Raw genomic sequence first — 15,860 nt, forward strand, 5'->3', positions numbered from 1 at the left:
GCCGATGATGAGTGCAACACGCGTCCGCGGCCTTGGATTCCTAGCCCAGCACGATCGTGACCTCGATGTTGCCGCGGGTGGCGTTCGAGTAGGGGCAGACCTCGTGGGCCGCGTCCACGAGCTTCGCCGCCACGTCCTCGTCGAGGACGGGGAGCGAGACGCTCAGGGCGACCGCGAGTCCGTAGCCGCGCTGCTTGTTGGGGCCGATCCCGACCTTCGCCGCGACGGTGGAACCGGAGAGGTCGAGGCCGGCCCGGCGGCCGACCATGACCAGGGCGTTGTGGAAGCAGGCGCTGAATCCGGCCGCGAAGAGCTGCTCGGGGTTCGTGCCGTTGCCGTCGCCGCCCAGCGCCGGCGGCATCGCCACCTTCAGTTCGAGCTGCCCGTCCTGACTGGTCACATAGCCGCTCCGGCCGCCGTGCGCGGTCGCCTCGGCGACATACATGATCTTCGTCGGACGGGTGTCGGCAACGGCGCCGTCGATCACGGAAGGACCTCCCCGGGGCGGGCATCAGAAGGTGACGCACAGATGCATCGCGCACAAGTGCATAGCGCACAAGGTACTGGCCGGTATGGAGCACGGGAACCCTCGGGGTACCGATCACCCCAACCGTGATCCACCCCGCCCTCGACCCGCCCCACCTCGGTCACACCCGCCCCGGCCCACGCAGGTCCGGCAGCCCCGCCCCGGTTCGGTCCGCCCCGGTCCGCCCAGGCCCGGCAGCCCCGCACAGGTCCGTTCCGCCCCGCCCGGGTCCGGTCCGGTCCGCCCCGCCCAGGTCCGCCCAGGCCACCGGGCGGCCCGCCAGGGCCGGCGAACGCGTGTCAGGCCGGCGGCCGCGTGCCGGATCAGCGGCCGCGTGCCGCCGCGCCCTCCGCGCGTTCGGCCAGCCGCCGCAGTTCGTCGCGCAGCCGGGCGACATCGGCCTCGTTCAGGCCGGTCGCCGTGAGCAGGGCCTGCGGCACGTCCTCCGCCCGCTCCCTGAGCAGTTCGCCGCGCCCGGTGAGGGCGACACGCACCGAGCGTTCGTCGTGCGCCGAGCGCTCACGGCGTACGAGCCCCGCCGACTCCAGCCGTTTGAGCAGCGGCGACATCGTGCCGTAGTCGAGGTGCAGGGCGGCGCCCAGTTCCTTGACCGTGGTCTCGCCGCGCTCCCACAGGACCAGCAGCACGAGGTACTGCGGGTAGGTGAGGCCGAGCTCGTCCAGCAGCGGGCGGTACGCCGAGGTCACGGCCCGCTGGGCGGCGTACAGCGCGAAGCACAACTGGTCGTCGAGCAGCAGCGACCCGGCCGGCGGCCCGACGTCCTCTTGTTTCGTCACGCCCCCATTGTCACGGAGCGCGGGTCGAACCCGAAGGGAAGCTCCAGACGATGGGTGCGCATGAGCTCGTCGTCGGACAGGACGTCACCGGTCGCGCCGTCGGCGACGATCACGCCGTCGCTGAGCACGAGGGAGCGGGGACACAGTTCGAGGGCGTACGGGAGGTCGTGGGTGACCATGAGGACCGTGACGTCCAACGAGCGCAGGATGTCGGCGAGTTCACGCCGGGAAGCGGGGTCGAGGTTGGAGGAGGGCTCGTCGAGGACGAGGATCTCCGGTTCCATCGCCAGGACCGTCGCGACGGCGACCCGGCGCCGCTGCCCGAAGGACAGGTGGTGCGGCGGGCGGTCGGCGAAGGACTCCATGCCGACGCGCTCCAGCGCCGTGCGGACGCGTTCCTCCAGCTCGGCGCCCTTCATGCCGGCGGCGGCCGGACCGAAGGCCACGTCCTCGCGCACGGTCGGCATGAAGAGCTGGTCGTCCGGGTCCTGGAAGACGATGCCGACCCTGCGCCGGATCTCCGCCATGTGCCGCTTGCCGACCGGGAGTCCGGCGACCGTCACCGTTCCGGCGCCGCCGGTCAGGATGCCGTTGAGGTGCAGGACGAGGGTGGTCTTGCCCGCGCCGTTCGGGCCGAGCAGGGCGACGCGCTCGCCGCGCCCGATCGAGAAGTCCACGCCGAAGAGGGCCTGGTGCCCGTCCGGGTAGGCGTACGCGAGGCCGGAGACCTCCAGAGAAGTTGCGGCAGGTGTCACAGCGTCCATCCCAACAGGCATACGGCGAGGGCGGCGAACGGAAGGGCGAGGGCGTACGACCACTGCGCCCGGGACGCGGTCACCTCGTCGATGACGGGCATGGAACCGGCGTACCCCCGGCTCACCATGGCCAGGTGCACGCGCTCACCGCGTTCGTAGGAGCGGATGAACAGCGCGCCCGCCGACTTCGCGAGCACCCCCCAGTGGCGCAGGCCGCTCGCCTCGAAGCCGCGCGACTCCCGCGCGATCCGCATGCGCCGCATCTCGTCGGTGATGACGTCGCCGTAGCGGATCATGAAAGACGCGATCTGCACCAGGAGCGGCGGGAGCTTCAGCCGCTGGAGGCCGAGGAGCAGTTCGCGCAGTCCGGTGGTGGAGGCCAGCAGGACGGAGGCGGCGACGCCGAGGGTGCCCTTGGCGAGGACGTTCCAGGCGCCCCACAGGCCGTTGACGCTCAGGGACAGGCCGAGCACGTCCACCCGTTCGCCCTCCGCCACGAACGGCATGAGCACCGCGAACGCGACGAAGGGGATCTCGATCAGGAGCCGTCGCAGCAGCAGTCCCGCCGGTACGCGGGCCCGGTGGGCGACGATCGCGAGCAGCAGGGCGTACAGCGCGAACGCCCACATCGCCTCGCGCGGGGTGGAGACGACCACGACCACGAAGGCGAGGGTGGCGGCGAGCTTGGTGTGCGGCGGCAGGGCGTGCACGGGCGAGTTCCCGTGCACGTACAGCTTGTGGGCGTGCCCCGCCCCCATCTCAGACGCCTTCCGGAACGGCGGCGGGCGAGGAGTCGGCGGTACGGCGCCTGCGGATCGCCCAGAAGACGCCGGTGCCCGCGACGATCGTGACACCGACACCGATCACCCCCGCGAGCCCGCCGGAGACACGGGCGTCGGAGATGTCCTTGACGCCGTATCCGGCGAGGGGCGAGTCCTCGGAGGCGTGGGCCTTCGTCTGGGTGTCGATGCCCTTGTCCTTGGCGACCTTCTCCAGGCCGTCGGGGCTCGCGGAGGCGTAGAAGCTCACGAACCCGGCGAGGACGAGGGAGGTGACCAGGCCGGTGATCCACACCGGGCGGTGCGAGGAGCGGGCCGCGACGGGGGCGGCGGGGGCCGCCGCGGGGGTGTCGACGAGCTCCCCGTTCACCCGCAGCTTGAGGCGCTGCTGCAGGCCGCGGGCGCCGTACACGAGGTCGGGCCTCACGGCGATGACGGCGCCGACGGTGAGCGCGGTGATCACGGCCTCGCCGATGCCGATGAGGACGTGGACCCCGACCATGGCCGTGGCGACCTTGGAGAGCGCGACGTCGGTGGTGCCGCCGACCGCGTAGATGAGGGTGAAGGCGACGGCGGCGGCCGGCACGGAGAGCAGCGCGGCGACGAAGGACGCGACGGTGACCGAACGCCGGGTGCGGGGCAGCACCTTCACCAGGCCGCGGAAGACGGCGTACGCGACGACCGTGGTGACGATCGCCATGTCGGTGACGTTCACGCCGAGCGCGGTGAGCCCGCCGTCGGCGAAGAGGATGCCCTGCATGAGCAGGACGACGGAGACGCAGAGGACGCCTGTGAAGGGGCCGACGAGGATCGCGGCCAGCGCGCCGCCGAGCAGATGTCCGCTGGTCCCGGCGGCGACCGGGAAGTTCAGCATCTGCACGGCGAAGATGAAGGCGGCGACCAGACCGGCGAGCGGCGCGGTCCGCTCGTCCAGTTCACGGCGGGCACCTCGCAGGCTCACGGCGACGGCGCCTGCGGCGACCACGCCGGTGACCGCGGAGACCGGGGCATTGATGAATCCGTCAGGTACATGCACCGTCCGATGATAATGCCTTGTTGCGAATGACTTGCAAGAGCGAGGAAGTGCGAACAATTGACGGCGGGCAGGCGTACGGGAGCAGTTCGCGGGTGCCCGGCGGGCGCGTGGGAGCCCTGCACCGCGTCAGAGTGATCCGCCCCGCGGCGGATCCGGACACCGGACACATGGACCCGCCACGACCGGGCAGGCGTTCCCTGAGGGAGGGTCACGGACGGCCGGAGAGCGGTTTCCGCGAGATGTGCGACATTGGAATGGTGACGGAATTCACATCTTCCACATAGGTGACGCAGTGTGAGGAGTCGGTTCATGCACGCCGTCGAACAGTACGCCCGCGCTCATATCGTGACGGACACCGCCGACTCAGCAGACGACGAACACCGGGCCGTCCCGGTGGCCCTCCGGTACGACCCGGAGGAGGACCCCCGCCGGGTGTGCGTCACGCTGCCCGGCCCGCACGAATGGACCTTCGAGCGCGAACTCCTGGAACAGGGTCTGCGCGTCCCCGTCGACAGCGGTGGGGTCCGCATCTGGCCGTGCGGCCGCGTCCAGGCCGTCCTGGAGTTCCACTCGGCGCAAGGGGTGGCGGTCGTACAGCTCGACACGAAGGCGCTCATGCGGTTCCTCCGCCGTACGTACATGGCCGCCACTCCGGTGGCGCACTGAGGAACGGCACGCAGTGCCCCCTGAGGAACGGCGCACGCCGGCCCGCCGCGAAACGGCACATGAGGGAGGGCCCTCGCCGAGGTTCTCGGCGAGGGCCCTCCCTCAAAACGGCGGTCCTGCGGCGGAAGCCGAGGATCAGACGCCGACCAGCTTCCGGTCGTGGTCGCCGTCGCGCGGCTTCTCCTCGAGCGCGCGCAGGCCCTCGCCCTCGACATCGACGTTCGGCAGCAGGCGGTCCAGCCACTTCGGCAGCCACCAGGCCCGCTTGCCGAGCAGCGCGAGCACGGCCGGGACGAGCGCCATCCGGACGATGAAGGCGTCGAAGAAGACGGCGATGGCGAGACCGAAGCCGATCATCTTGATCATCGACTCGCTGGAGCCGATGAACCCGGAGAACACGGCGATCATGATGACGGCGGCGGCCGTGACGACCCGCGCGCCGTGCTTGAACCCGGTCACGATCGCCTGGCCCGGCTTCTCACCGTGGACGAAGGCCTCGCGCATACGCGTCACGAGGAACACCTCGTAGTCCATGGCGAGACCGAAGACCACGCCCACCATGAAGATCGGCATCATCGACATGATCGGGCCGGTCTCCTCGACGCCCATCAGGCCGGACAGCCAGCCCCACTGGAACACCGCGACGACCGCGCCGAGGGCCGCCATCACGCTGAGCAGGAAGCCGAGCGCCGCCTTCAGCGGAACGAGGATCGAGCGGAACACCACGATCAGCAGCAGGAAGGCGAGACCGACCACGAGCGCGAGATACGGGATCAGCGCGTCGTTGAGCTTCTGCGAGAAGTCGATGTTCATGGCCGTGGAGCCGGTGACGAGCACCGTGGCGTCCGTGTCGGCCTTGATGTCGGCACCCGTGCCGCGGATCGTGTGGACCAGGTCCTCGGTCGTCACGGAGGACGGCTTCGAGTCGGCGATCACCGTGATCATCGCGGTGTCCCCGGCCTTGTTCGGGGTCGCCGGGCTCACGCTCACGACACCCTTGAGGTCCTTGATCTCGTCGTGCACGGTGCTGAACACCGTCTTGGGCTTCTCGCTCGCCTTCGCGTCGACGACGACCATCAGCGGACCGTTGAAGCCGGGGCCGAAGCCCTCGGAGAGCAGGTCGTAGGCGCGGCGCTGGGTGGTGGACACCGGCTGGGAGCCGTCGTCGGGCAGGCCGAGCTGGAGCGAGGCGGCCGGAACCGCGGCGGCGCCGAGGCCGATCACGCCGAGCAGCAGCACGGCGAGCGGACGGCGGACGACGAAGCTCGCCCAGCGCGTGCCCATGTTGGGCCGGCCCTGCTTCTTGGCGGCGCGGCCGCCGCCGAGCAGCTTGCTCTTCTCGCCGGCCGGCTTGACCCTGCGGCCCGCGTAGCCGAGCAGCGCGGGGATCATCGTCAGGGCGATGAGGACGGCGATGGCGACGGTGCCCGCCGCGGCGACACCCATCTTCGTGAGCATAGGGATGTTGACGACCGACAGTCCGACCAGCGCGATCACGACGGTCAGTCCGGCGAACACCACGGCCGATCCCGCCGTGCCGACGGCCCGTCCGGCCGCTTCCTCGCGTTCGCGGCCCTCGGCCAGTTCGGCCCGGTAGCGGGAGACGATGAAGAGGGCGTAGTCGATGCCGACCGCGAGGCCGATCATCATCGCGAGGGTGGAGGTGGTGGAGCCGAGGTCGAGCGCGCTGGCGAGCGCGGTGATCGTCGAGACGCCGATGCCGACGCCGATCAGCGCGGTCAGGAGCGGCAGTCCGGCCGCGATCAGGGAGCCGAAGGTGATGACGAGGACGACCGCGGCGATCGCGATGCCGATGACCTCGCTGGAACCGGTCTCGGGCGTCGCCTGGAGCGCGTCACCACCCACCTCGACGGTCAGCCCGGAGTGCCGCGCGTCCTCGGCGGCCGCTTTCAGGGCGTCCTTCGAGGCGTCCTTCAGCTCCATGCCGGAGACCTCGTACGTCACCGAGGCGTAGGCGATCGAGCCGTCCTTGCTCACGGCCCGGGTCTTGAACGGGTCACTGACGGAGGTGACCTCGGAACCGGTGCCGAGCACCTTGACGGCCTTCTCGACCGCCGCCTTGTTGTCCTTGTCCGCCATCTTCTCGCCGGCGGGCGCCTTGAAGACGACCCGCGCGGTCGCTCCGTCGGCGCTCATTCCGGGGAAGCGGCTCTCCAGCAGGTCGAAGGCCTTCTGGGCCTCGGTGCCGGGGATCGAGAAGGAGGACGATCCCGCGACGGGCGCGGAGGCGGCGCCGACACCCGCGAGCGTCAGCAGCGCCACCCATATCAGGGCGGCGAAGTGCCGTCGCCGGAAGGCGAGTCGGCCGAGTTTGTAGAGGAACGTGGCCACGAGGGCGTACTCCCGGTCAGGTCGTGGAAGGGCAGGGGCTGGTGTGATCACCCGTGTGGGGGCAGGGGGGATCAGCCCGACGACGTGAGCGGCGCGTCAGGTGCGAATGCGGGGGAATGCAGGGATCTGCGGAAGGGGGTGGTGCGGGGTCGGGTGGGACGTCAGGCGCCGAGAGCGGGGAGGACCACGGCGTCGACATACGAATGCAGGAAGGCCTGCGTCGGCGGGAGCTCGTCGATCATGGTGCGGGCGGCGAAGGCGCCGATGAGCATGTGCATCACGTACTCCATCGCCGGGTTGTCCGCACGGATCTCACCTCGGTCGACACCGCGCTGGAGCACCAGGCGCAGCTCTTCCAGCTCCGGCTCGATCAGCCATTCCCGGAACGCCTTCAGCAGATCCGGGTTCGAGTGCGCCGCCATGGCCAGGCCCCGCATCAGCGCGGAGTCCTGCTCCATCTGGCAGTCGTCCTGCCGGAGGGTCAGTGCGTGGAAGTCGCCCCGCAGGCTTCCGGTGTCCAGGTCGGAGAACTTCAGCGGCTTCTGGTGCCGCAGAGCCTTCACGACGAGCTCGGCCTTGCCGCCCCACTGGCGGTAGAGGGTGGCCTTGCTGGAACGGGTACGGGCGGCGACGGCGTCCATCGTGAGGGCGTCGTAGCCGACCTCACGAAGCAGGTCGAGCACGGCCTTGTACAGCTCGGCCTCACGCTCGGGCGTGATCCGACTGCGTCGCGCCGTTGCGGCTTCAGCCATCCCACTCACCTCTCCCGCTTCGACGACACGGATTCGTATGTCCCTGAAGATACCCTCCGACACCAGCGAAACGAAACCGTTTCGTACGTGTGCTGGGTCACGCCGGTTCCCCGCGGGGCGCGTACGTTCCTCTGCGCGCCCCACGCGCACCTCCCGTATCCCCGCCCGCACCCACGTCCCACAACGCGCCCCCGGCGCCACGAGTTGCCGGGGTCACTCCAGCGGAAAAGCATGGGGAGGTGAGCGACGAGTACGAGAACGCGACCACGGACGAGAACTCCCCCGGCTACCTGCGCTTCCCGCACCTGAGCGGCGACCGGCTGTGCTTCGTCACCGAGGACGACCTGTGGCTGGCCCCGCTCGACGGCCGCGGACGCGCCTGGCGGCTCACCGTCGACCGCACGAAGGTCGGCCACCCCCGCTTCTCCCCCGACGGCCGGCGGATCGCGTACACGAGCTGGCGCAGCCTCGTCCCGGAGATCCACCTGGCGCCCGTGGACGGCGGACCGGGCCGCCGGCTCACCTACTGGGGCAGCGCCGACACCCAGGTGTGCGGCTGGTCCCCCGAGGGCGACATCCTCGCCGTCGCCTCGCACGGCCAGCCCTTCTCCTATTTCACCTGGGCCTACTGCGTCTCCACCGACGGCGACCCCGGCCGCAAACAGCCCTGGGGCCCGGTCTCGGACATCGGCGTCGCCGACATCGCGGGCGAACGGAAGACCCTGCTGCTCACCGGCACCCCGCCGCACGAACCGGCCGCCTGGAAGCGGTACCGGGGCGGGGCCATGGGCCGTATCTGGCTGCACGGACGGCAACTCGTCGCCGAGCTCGGCGGCCATCTCGCCTGTCCGATGTTCGTCGACGGGCGGATCGCCTTCCTCTCCGACCACGAGGGCATCGGCAACCTCTACTCGTGCACGTACGAGGGCTCCGACCTGCGCCGCCACACCGACCACGACGCCTTCTACGCCCGGCACGCCTCCTCGGACGGCACCCGGGTCGTCTACCAGTGCGCGGGCGACCTGTGGATCGTCGACAACCTCTCCCCCGAGTCGGTCCCCCGCCGCCTCGACGTCGTCCTCGGCGGTCCGCGCGCGGGACGCCGTACGTACCCGGTGCCGGCCGCGCAGCACGTGGACAGCATCTCCGTGGACGAGACGGGCCGGGCCAGCGCCGTCGTCGTCCGCGGCAGCCTGTACTGGCTCACCCATCGCGACGGGCCCGCGCGCACCATCGCCGACACCCCGGGCGTACGGGTCCGGCTTCCGGAGATGCTCGGCTCGGGCGGCCAGGTCGCCTACGTCACCGACGCGGAGGGCGAGGACGCCGTCGAGATCGCGTACCTGCCGCGCGCGACCGGCGCCCGCGAGCCGCGCCGCCTCGCCTCTGGCCGGCTCGGCCGCGTACAGGAACTGGTGTCGGACCCGCAGGGTGAACGCCTCGCCATCGCCTCGAACGACGGACGCCTGCTGCTGCTCGACGCCACGGAGCCGGAGGAGGAGGCCGGGTTCGGCGGGCTGGACGAACCCGACGGCCTCGATGAGCCGGAGGAGCCGGGAGGGGCCGAGGAAGCCGGGGAGGCCGAGGCGGCCGGGAAGGCTGTGAAGGCCGACGAGGTCGAAGGAACTGGTGCTGGTGGGGCTGGTGGGGCTGGTGCCGGTGGCTCCGACGGCGACTCGCGGACCGAGCCCGGGGACGGTGCCACGGACGCGACGGGGACAGGCGCCGGGGGCGGGGCAGGGGCCGGGACCGAGGCAGGCGCTGGGGCCGCGGCCGGAAACGGGGGCGGGGCTGGGACCGGGGCAGGGGCTGACGTCGCGGCCGGAAACGGGGGCGGGGTGGAGTCCGGGGGATCCCCGGGCGGTGCGGGGGAGGTCGTCGAGCTCATCCGGTCCATCAACGGGCCGGTGACGGACCTCGCCTTCTCGCCGGACGGCGCCTGGCTGACCTGGTCGCATCCCGGGATCGGCCGCTCCCTGCGGCAGATCAAGATGGCGCGCATAAAGGACCGGCTGATCGTCGACGTCACCAACGGCCGCTTCGAGGACGAGAATCCGGTGTTCACCCGGGACGGCCGCTACCTCGCCTTCCTCTCCTGGCGCGGCTTCGACCCCGTGTACGACGTGCACACCGGCGACCTGTCCTTCCCCCTCGGCTGCCGCCCCTATCTCGTCCCCCTGTCCTCCGCGACCCCGTCCCCGTTCGCGCTGAACCCCGACGGACGGCCCGTCGCCGGGGGCCTCGACCCGGTCGAGGACGGATCGGGCGACGGCACCGCGACGACCGTCGAGCTCGAAGGCCTGGAGAGCCGGGTGACGCCCTTCCCGGTCACCGCCTCCAAGTACTCGGCGCTGCACCCGGTCGCGGGCGGCGGCCTGGTCTGGCTGCGCTGGCCGATCTCCGGAGCACTCGGCGAGACGTTCGCCAACCCGGACGACACGACCGGCCGTCCGACCCTGGAGTACTTCAACATCACCAAGGCGAAGAAGTCCGAACTCGTCGACCACCTCGACTGGTTCGCCGTGAGCGGCGACGGTTCCCGGCTGGTCGTCGTCGACGAGGGAGACCTGCGCGCCGTCCCGTCCACCGAGTCCGGCGACAGCGACTCCACCGTCTGGATCGATCTGCGCCGCATCCTGCACGAGGTGAACCCCTGCGCCGAGTGGCGCCAGGCGTACGCGGAGGCCGGCCGGATCATCCGCGCCTACTACTGGGACCCGGACATGTGCGGCATCGACTGGGACGCGATCCTGGAGCAGTACCGCCCCCTGGTCGAACGCGTCTCCTCCCCGGACGAGTTCGCCGACCTGCTGCGCGAGGTGCTCGGCGAACTGGGCACCTCGCACGCGTACGTGAGCCCGGCGCGCCGCAACGAGGGCCCGCCCCAGTACCAGCGCTGGCAGGGCCTGCTGGGCGCCAACTTCGTCTGCCGCGAAGGGAGCTGGATGCTCAAGCGCATCCTGCCCGGCGACTCCTCCGACTCCAAGGCGCGTTCACCGCTGGCCGGTGCCGGCATCCGCGAGGGCGCGGTCCTCACCCATGTCGACGGGCGCCCGGTGGACCCGGTTACCGGACCGTATCCCCTGCTCGCGGGCGCGGGCGGCACGACGGTGGAGCTGACCTTCACCCCGGCGGAGGGCGAGGGCCGCTCCCGCCGGGTGGCCGTGGTCCCGCTGATCGACGAACGCCCCCTGCGCTACCAGGACTGGGTGGCCAAACGCCGCCAGGTGGTGAGGGAGTTGAGCGGCGGCCACTGCGGCTATCTGCACATCCCGGACATGGGCGGCTCCGGCTGGGCCCAGTTCAACCGCGACCTGCGGATGGAGGTCTCGCGCCCGGCCCTCATCGTCGACGTGCGGGGCAACGCGGGCGGCCACATCAGCGAACTCGTCGTCGAGAAGCTGACCCGCACGATCCTGGGCTGGGACCTCACGCGGGACGCCCAGCCGGTGTCGTACGCCTCCAACGCCCCGCGCGGCCCGGTGGTGGCCCTGGCCGACGAGGCGACGTCGTCCGACGGCGACATGATCACCGCCGCCTTCAAACTGCTGAAGCTGGGCCCGGTCGTGGGGCAGCGCACCTGGGGCGGCGTCGTCGGCATGACCGGCCGCCACCGTCTCGGCGACGGCACGGTCATCACGGTGCCGATGAACGCCGCCTGGTTCGACGCGTACGGCTGGTCCGTCGAGAACTACGGTGTCGCACCGGACTTGGAGATCCTGCGCACCCCGCTCGACTGGGCCGAGGGCCGCCACGCCCAGCTGGACGACGCCATCCAGCTCTCCCTCGACCTGCTGCGCACCCACCCGGCGGCCTCCCCGCCGGACCACTCGGACGTGCCCGACAGACGACGCCCGAAGCTTCCCCCGAGACCGCACTGACCCGGACACACAAAGGGCCCGAGCGCACAAAGGGCCCGAGCGCGCGGAGGGGCCCGGGTGCACGGAGGGCCCGAGCGCACGAAGGGCCCGGGCACGCGACGGGCCCGAGCACACGAATCGGCCCGACCGAGCACACGACAGGCCCGAGCGCGCGAAGAGGCGCCCTCCGTGAGGAGGGCGCCTCGTTCGTTCAGGCCGAGCAGGTGCTTCGGTCAGGCGTCGTAGTCCTGGTCGAAGCGGTCCTGGGCCTCGTGCTGAGCACGCTCGGACGCCGGCATCGCGTCCTCACGGCCGGCCGGGGAGCGGCGGCTCGCCTCGTCCTGGCGGCCTTCGGGGTGACGGCCCTCGGGGCGCGTCTTCTTCTTGCCCTGCTGCTTCATCCGCTCGGCCTTGTCCTTGAACTGGTCCTGCATGCTCATGAGATTCACTCCTGTTGCGGGTGAGGGATCCGGCCCTCGATCTCTCCCCGGGAGGGGGAGAGGTCCGGGCCTCGACCAGACTGACACGCAGGAACACACCACGCATTTCGGTCAGTCACTCACCGTGAGACCTGCCGGTGGGACGCATTCCGGAGGTCTCCCGCAGCCCCTCGGGGGCGCCTTCCGCAGTCCCTCGGGACGCCTCCACGCCCCCTTCAGGACCCCGCCGCCGGCTCTCGTCGCCTCAGGGAGCCGCCGGCTTCCGCTCCTGCTCGTCGGCCGCGCCGCCGGCCCCGACCAGCCCGGTACGCACCGCGCCGAGCCGCGGTTCGAACCGCCGCATCTCGCGCTGCCCGACCGACCCGATGACACCGGGCAGGTAGCCCCTGATCCCCTGCATCCCGCGCAGCCACCACTGCGCGTACACATGGCTGGAGCGGCGCTCGATGCCGGCCACGATCCGGTCGACGGCCGGCCCCAGCGGATAGGTCTTGTTGGACGGCCACGGCAGCCGCTGCCGCAACTCCCGCATCACGTCGTCCTGATCGGCTCCGCGCACCATGTCGGTGTCGGTCCAGGACAGATACCCGACGCCCACGCGAACGCCCTTGTGACCGACCTCGGCCCGCAGGCTGTGCGCGTACGCCTCCACACCGGACTTGGAGGCGCAGTAGGCCGACATCATCGGGGCGGGAGTCATCGCGGCGAGCGACGCGATCTGGAGCAGATAGCCCCGGCTCGCCGTCAGCGCCGGCAGGAACGCCCGCGCGGTGACGGCCGATCCGATCAGGTTCACCTCGATCACCCGCCGCCAGGCGACGGGGTCGGAGTCCACGAAGGGCCCGCCGCTCGCGACACCCGCGTTCGCGACGACGATGTCCACCTTCCCGAACCGCTGCTCGACCTCCCGGGCCACCCGCGCCATCGCCTCGTGGTCGGTGACGTCCGCGTACCAGTGGTCGCTCTCGCCGCTCAGCCGCTCCGAGACCCGCTTCAGCTCGTCGGCCTCCAGGCCGACCAGCGCGACCTTCGCCCCGCGCGCCGAGAGCTTGCGGGCGAGGAGTTCGCCGACACCGCGTGCGGCCCCCGTGACGACGGCGACCTGCCCTTCCAGGCTCACCTTGCTCATGCGCCCTCCTTGATCTCTGCGACCTGACCGGCTTCCGCGGTCTTCACGGCGTACGTGGCGACGAGTTCCCTGATCCGGGCGGTCACCAGCTCCGGCGCCTCCACCGGGGTCATGTGCCCGAGACCCGGCAGCTCGGTGCTGCCGACACAGTTCGGCAGCGCCGCGACGAGGGCGCGCGCGTGCACGACCGGTGTCATCCGGTCCACGCTGCCCGCGATCACGGCCGTCGGCACCTTCAACTCCCGCACCCCCGCGTCGAGATCGAGTGTGGAGAGCACGGCCGACCAGGCGTGGCGCACGCCACGCGGACAGGCGTGCACGATCCGCGCGCACGCCTCCACCATCACGGGGGACGAACCCGGGCCCATCGTCGCGTACTTGAGGATCCGCCGGGCGACGGGCGTGACGGGCCCGAGCGGCGCGCGCGAGCCGAGCACGGCCCCGGTCAGCCGCGTCCGCAGCCGTCCCGCGCGCCAGGGCAGCACCCGCGCCTCCTCCACCAGCCGGGTGCTCCCCGTGCTGCACAGCAGCGCCGCCGCCGCGTGCTCCTGGAAGCGCGGCCGGGCCGAGGCCGCCATGAGCGTCATCCCGCCCATGGAGTGGCCCGCGAGCACGGCCTTCTCGCCCGGCGCGAGCACCGCCTCCAGGTCGTCGGCGAGCGCCTCGGTGCTGCACGCCTCGCTCGCGGGACTGCGTCCGTGCCCGCGCTGGTCGTAGGCGATGACCCGGTGGTCGGCGGCGAGGTCCCGGATCTGGGCCGCCCAGAAGGCTGTCGAGCAGGTCCAGCCGTGCGCGAGGACGACGGCCGGCGCTCCCTCGGGGCCGTGCACCTCGACGTGCAGCCGCGCGCCGTCCGCGGAGTGCGCGATCAGTTCCCGCGCCGGTACGGGTGGCGCGTACGCCCCCTGCGCCTCGTGCGTCAGTCGGCTCACGCTCCTGCCTCCACCTTCTTCTTGCGGGTGCTCTTCGTGCGCGGCTCGGGCGCGCTCCCCGGCTCGTCCCCCGGTGCGGGGTCCGCCGCGCGCAGTACGTCGTACTCCGCGAGGTCGACGCGGCGCGTGGCGCCCCGGAACTCGGTCGTCGTGCCGGGCCACACGGTCGTGTTGACGCCGTTGGCGTCCAGGTACCAGCTGGTGCAGCCGCCGGTGTTCCACACCGTGCGCTTCATGCGTTCCTGGACCCGGTGGTTCCAGGCGTCGACGGCGCCGGGGCGGGCGTCGAGCGCCACGCGTCCCCCGAGGACGCCCAGTTGCCGTACGAAGTCCGCCATGTAGTTGAGCTGGGACTCGATCATCAGGATCATCGAGGAGTTCCCGAGGCCGGTGTTCGGTCCGATGATCGACATCCAGTTGGGGAAGCCGGCCGCGCTGGCGCCCCGCAGCGACTTCATGCCGGTCTCCCAGGCTTGCGCGAGTGTCCTGCCGTCCGCCCCGACGACCCGTTCGGCGATCGGCATGTCCGTGACGTGGAAGCCGGTCCCGAACACGATGGCGTCGGCCTCGGCCCGGGTGCCGTCGGCGGCGACCAGCGTGGAGCCGTCGATCTCGGCGAGCCCGGAGGCCACCAGATCCACGTTGGGCTGCGTGAGCGCCGGATAGTAGGTGTTCGAGAGCAGGATCCGCTTGCAGCCGATCCGGTAGTCGGGCGTCAGCTTCGCGCGCAGCTCCGGGTCCTTGACGGCGCGGGAGATGTTCCGCTTGGCGAGCCGTTCGACCAGGCCGAGTTCGTCGGGCCGCTTGGTGAACGCCTGCACCTGGAGTTCCCGGATGCCCCACAGCAGCCCGCGGCGGGCCTGCGCGGTGAAGGGAAGCTGCCGGTGCAGCCACCGCTCGGGGCCGCTGATGGCCCGGTCGACCCGCGGCATCACCCACGGCGGGGTGCGCTGGAACAGCGTCAGCCGGGCGACGTCCGGCTGGATCGCCGGCACGATCTGGATGGCGGAGGCGCCGGTGCCGATCATGGCGACCCGCTTGCCGCGCAGGTCGTAGTCGTGGTCCCAGCGGGCCGAGTGGAACACCTTGCCGGGGAAGGTGTCGATCCCCGGGACCGCGGGGATCTTGGGGTCGGAGAGCGGACCGGTCGCGGACACGACGACGTCCGCCGTCAGGGTCCCGCCGCTGGTCTCGATGCGCCAGTGGAGCTTGTCCGTGTCCCAGGTCATCATCGTGACCTCGGAGTTGAACCGCAGGTGCGGCCGGAGCGAGAAGACGTCCGCCACGTGCTCCAGGTAGGCGCGGATGTGCTCCTGCCCGGAGAAGGTGCGCGGCCATTCGGGGTTGGGCGCGAAGGAGAACGAGTACAGGTGCGAGGGGACGTCGCAGGCGCACCCGGGATAGCTGTTGTCGCGCCAGGTGCCGCCGACGCCGCCGGCCCGTTCCAGGACCACGAAGTCGGTGATCCCTTCGCGTCGCAGCCGGACGGCGGCGCCCAGCCCGCCGAACCCGGATCCGATCACCGCCACCCGTACATGCTCGTGCTCGGTCATCCCGACGCCTCCCTAGCCCGCACGATCCTGCCAGTGAACACTGGCACAATCGGGAGGGTAGAGCAGCTTCGTACTCATGGGTAGGGGTCGCGACCGGGAAAGTTACCGGGGGTACGACGTAGGGTGCGGACGTGGCCGAGGGATCAGGAAAGCGCGGCGCGGAGACGCGGACAGGGGGCGCGGCGACGCGGAACGCCGGCGACCGCCCGGCACACGCGGCGCACGGAGCCCCGGAACCCGGCCCCGGGCCGCTCACCGCCCCCACCGGCTCCGCGCAGGACCC

At 71.5% G+C, this 15,860-nt stretch carries 13 protein-coding genes; 2 read left to right on the top strand and 11 right to left on the bottom strand.

Features of this window, described 5'->3' with window-relative positions; genetic code table 11:
* Nucleotides 1-40 precede the first annotated feature (40 nt).
* The 5 genes from ACFYYF_RS36570 to ACFYYF_RS36590 form a co-directional block, all read right to left on the bottom strand.
* A complete protein-coding gene (locus ACFYYF_RS36570) occupies nucleotides 41-445 on the bottom strand; it encodes an organic hydroperoxide resistance protein (protein ID WP_388782768.1) in 405 nt (134 codons plus the stop codon).
* A gap of 404 nt (nucleotides 446-849) precedes the next feature.
* Nucleotides 850-1,323, bottom strand: a complete 474-nt coding sequence (locus ACFYYF_RS36575) for a MarR family winged helix-turn-helix transcriptional regulator (protein ID WP_388782671.1) — start codon at nucleotides 1,321-1,323, stop codon at nucleotides 850-852.
* Nucleotides 1,320-2,087 (bottom strand): ABC transporter ATP-binding protein, encoded by a 768-nt coding sequence (locus ACFYYF_RS36580; RefSeq protein WP_365482571.1) that lies wholly within the window; start codon nucleotides 2,085-2,087, stop codon nucleotides 1,320-1,322. Before ACFYYF_RS36580 ends, ACFYYF_RS36575 begins: the two co-directional genes overlap by 4 nt.
* On the bottom strand, nucleotides 2,075-2,836 hold the full coding sequence (gene cbiQ, locus ACFYYF_RS36585; protein WP_388782675.1) for a cobalt ECF transporter T component CbiQ: 762 nt from the start codon (nucleotides 2,834-2,836) through the stop codon (nucleotides 2,075-2,077). Before cbiQ ends, ACFYYF_RS36580 begins: the two co-directional genes overlap by 13 nt.
* 1 nt (nucleotide 2,837) lies before the next feature.
* The gene (locus ACFYYF_RS36590) at nucleotides 2,838-3,893 is read right to left on the bottom strand and encodes an energy-coupling factor ABC transporter permease (protein WP_388782678.1); all 1,056 of its coding nucleotides are present in this window, start codon (nucleotides 3,891-3,893) and stop codon (nucleotides 2,838-2,840) included.
* 309 nt (nucleotides 3,894-4,202) lie between these two features.
* Between ACFYYF_RS36590 and ACFYYF_RS36595 the strand changes: the two genes are divergently transcribed.
* Nucleotides 4,203-4,559, top strand: coding sequence for an SsgA family sporulation/cell division regulator (locus ACFYYF_RS36595; protein WP_361683833.1), 357 nt, complete (start codon nucleotides 4,203-4,205; stop codon nucleotides 4,557-4,559).
* 135 nt (nucleotides 4,560-4,694) lie between these two features.
* Here the strand turns inward: ACFYYF_RS36595 and ACFYYF_RS36600 are convergent, their stop codons facing one another.
* Together ACFYYF_RS36600 and ACFYYF_RS36605 are read right to left on the bottom strand one after the other, a co-directional pair.
* Nucleotides 4,695-6,911 carry an MMPL family transporter gene (locus tag ACFYYF_RS36600; RefSeq protein WP_388782681.1) on the bottom strand — a complete coding sequence of 739 codons (2,217 nt, stop codon included), beginning with the start codon at nucleotides 6,909-6,911 and terminating at the stop codon, nucleotides 4,695-4,697.
* A gap of 161 nt (nucleotides 6,912-7,072) precedes the next feature.
* Nucleotides 7,073-7,663 carry a TetR/AcrR family transcriptional regulator gene (locus ACFYYF_RS36605; RefSeq protein ID WP_388782684.1) on the bottom strand — a complete coding sequence of 197 codons (591 nt, stop codon included), beginning with the start codon at nucleotides 7,661-7,663 and terminating at the stop codon, nucleotides 7,073-7,075.
* 239 nt (nucleotides 7,664-7,902) lie between these two features.
* Between ACFYYF_RS36605 and ACFYYF_RS36610 the strand changes: the two genes are divergently transcribed.
* Complete coding sequence (locus ACFYYF_RS36610; RefSeq protein ID WP_388782687.1) at nucleotides 7,903-11,544, top strand: S41 family peptidase; 3,642 nt, start codon at nucleotides 7,903-7,905, stop codon at nucleotides 11,542-11,544.
* A gap of 212 nt (nucleotides 11,545-11,756) precedes the next feature.
* Here ACFYYF_RS36610 and ACFYYF_RS36615 read toward each other — a convergent pair whose 3' ends face one another.
* The 4 genes from ACFYYF_RS36615 to ACFYYF_RS36630 all read right to left on the bottom strand — a co-directional run bounded on the left by ACFYYF_RS36615 (nucleotide 11,757) and on the right by ACFYYF_RS36630 (nucleotide 15,577).
* Entirely contained in the window at nucleotides 11,757-11,963 is a 207-nt protein-coding gene (locus ACFYYF_RS36615; RefSeq protein ID WP_365482559.1) for a hypothetical protein, read from the bottom strand.
* A gap of 244 nt (nucleotides 11,964-12,207) precedes the next feature.
* Complete coding sequence (locus ACFYYF_RS36620; protein WP_388782691.1) at nucleotides 12,208-13,092, bottom strand: SDR family oxidoreductase; 885 nt, start codon at nucleotides 13,090-13,092, stop codon at nucleotides 12,208-12,210.
* Nucleotides 13,089-14,024 (bottom strand): alpha/beta fold hydrolase, encoded by a 936-nt coding sequence (locus ACFYYF_RS36625; RefSeq protein WP_388782694.1) that lies wholly within the window; start codon nucleotides 14,022-14,024, stop codon nucleotides 13,089-13,091. The genes ACFYYF_RS36620 and ACFYYF_RS36625 overlap by 4 nt, the downstream gene beginning before the upstream one ends.
* On the bottom strand, nucleotides 14,021-15,577 hold the full coding sequence (locus ACFYYF_RS36630) for a flavin-containing monooxygenase (RefSeq protein ID WP_388782697.1): 1,557 nt from the start codon (nucleotides 15,575-15,577) through the stop codon (nucleotides 14,021-14,023). Before ACFYYF_RS36630 ends, ACFYYF_RS36625 begins: the two co-directional genes overlap by 4 nt.
* Nucleotides 15,578-15,860 lie beyond the last annotated feature (283 nt).

Origin of the sequence: Streptomyces sp. NPDC001914 (assembly GCF_042891215.1) — a bacterium.
Taxonomy (GTDB): Bacteria; Actinomycetota; Actinomycetes; order Streptomycetales; family Streptomycetaceae; genus Streptomyces.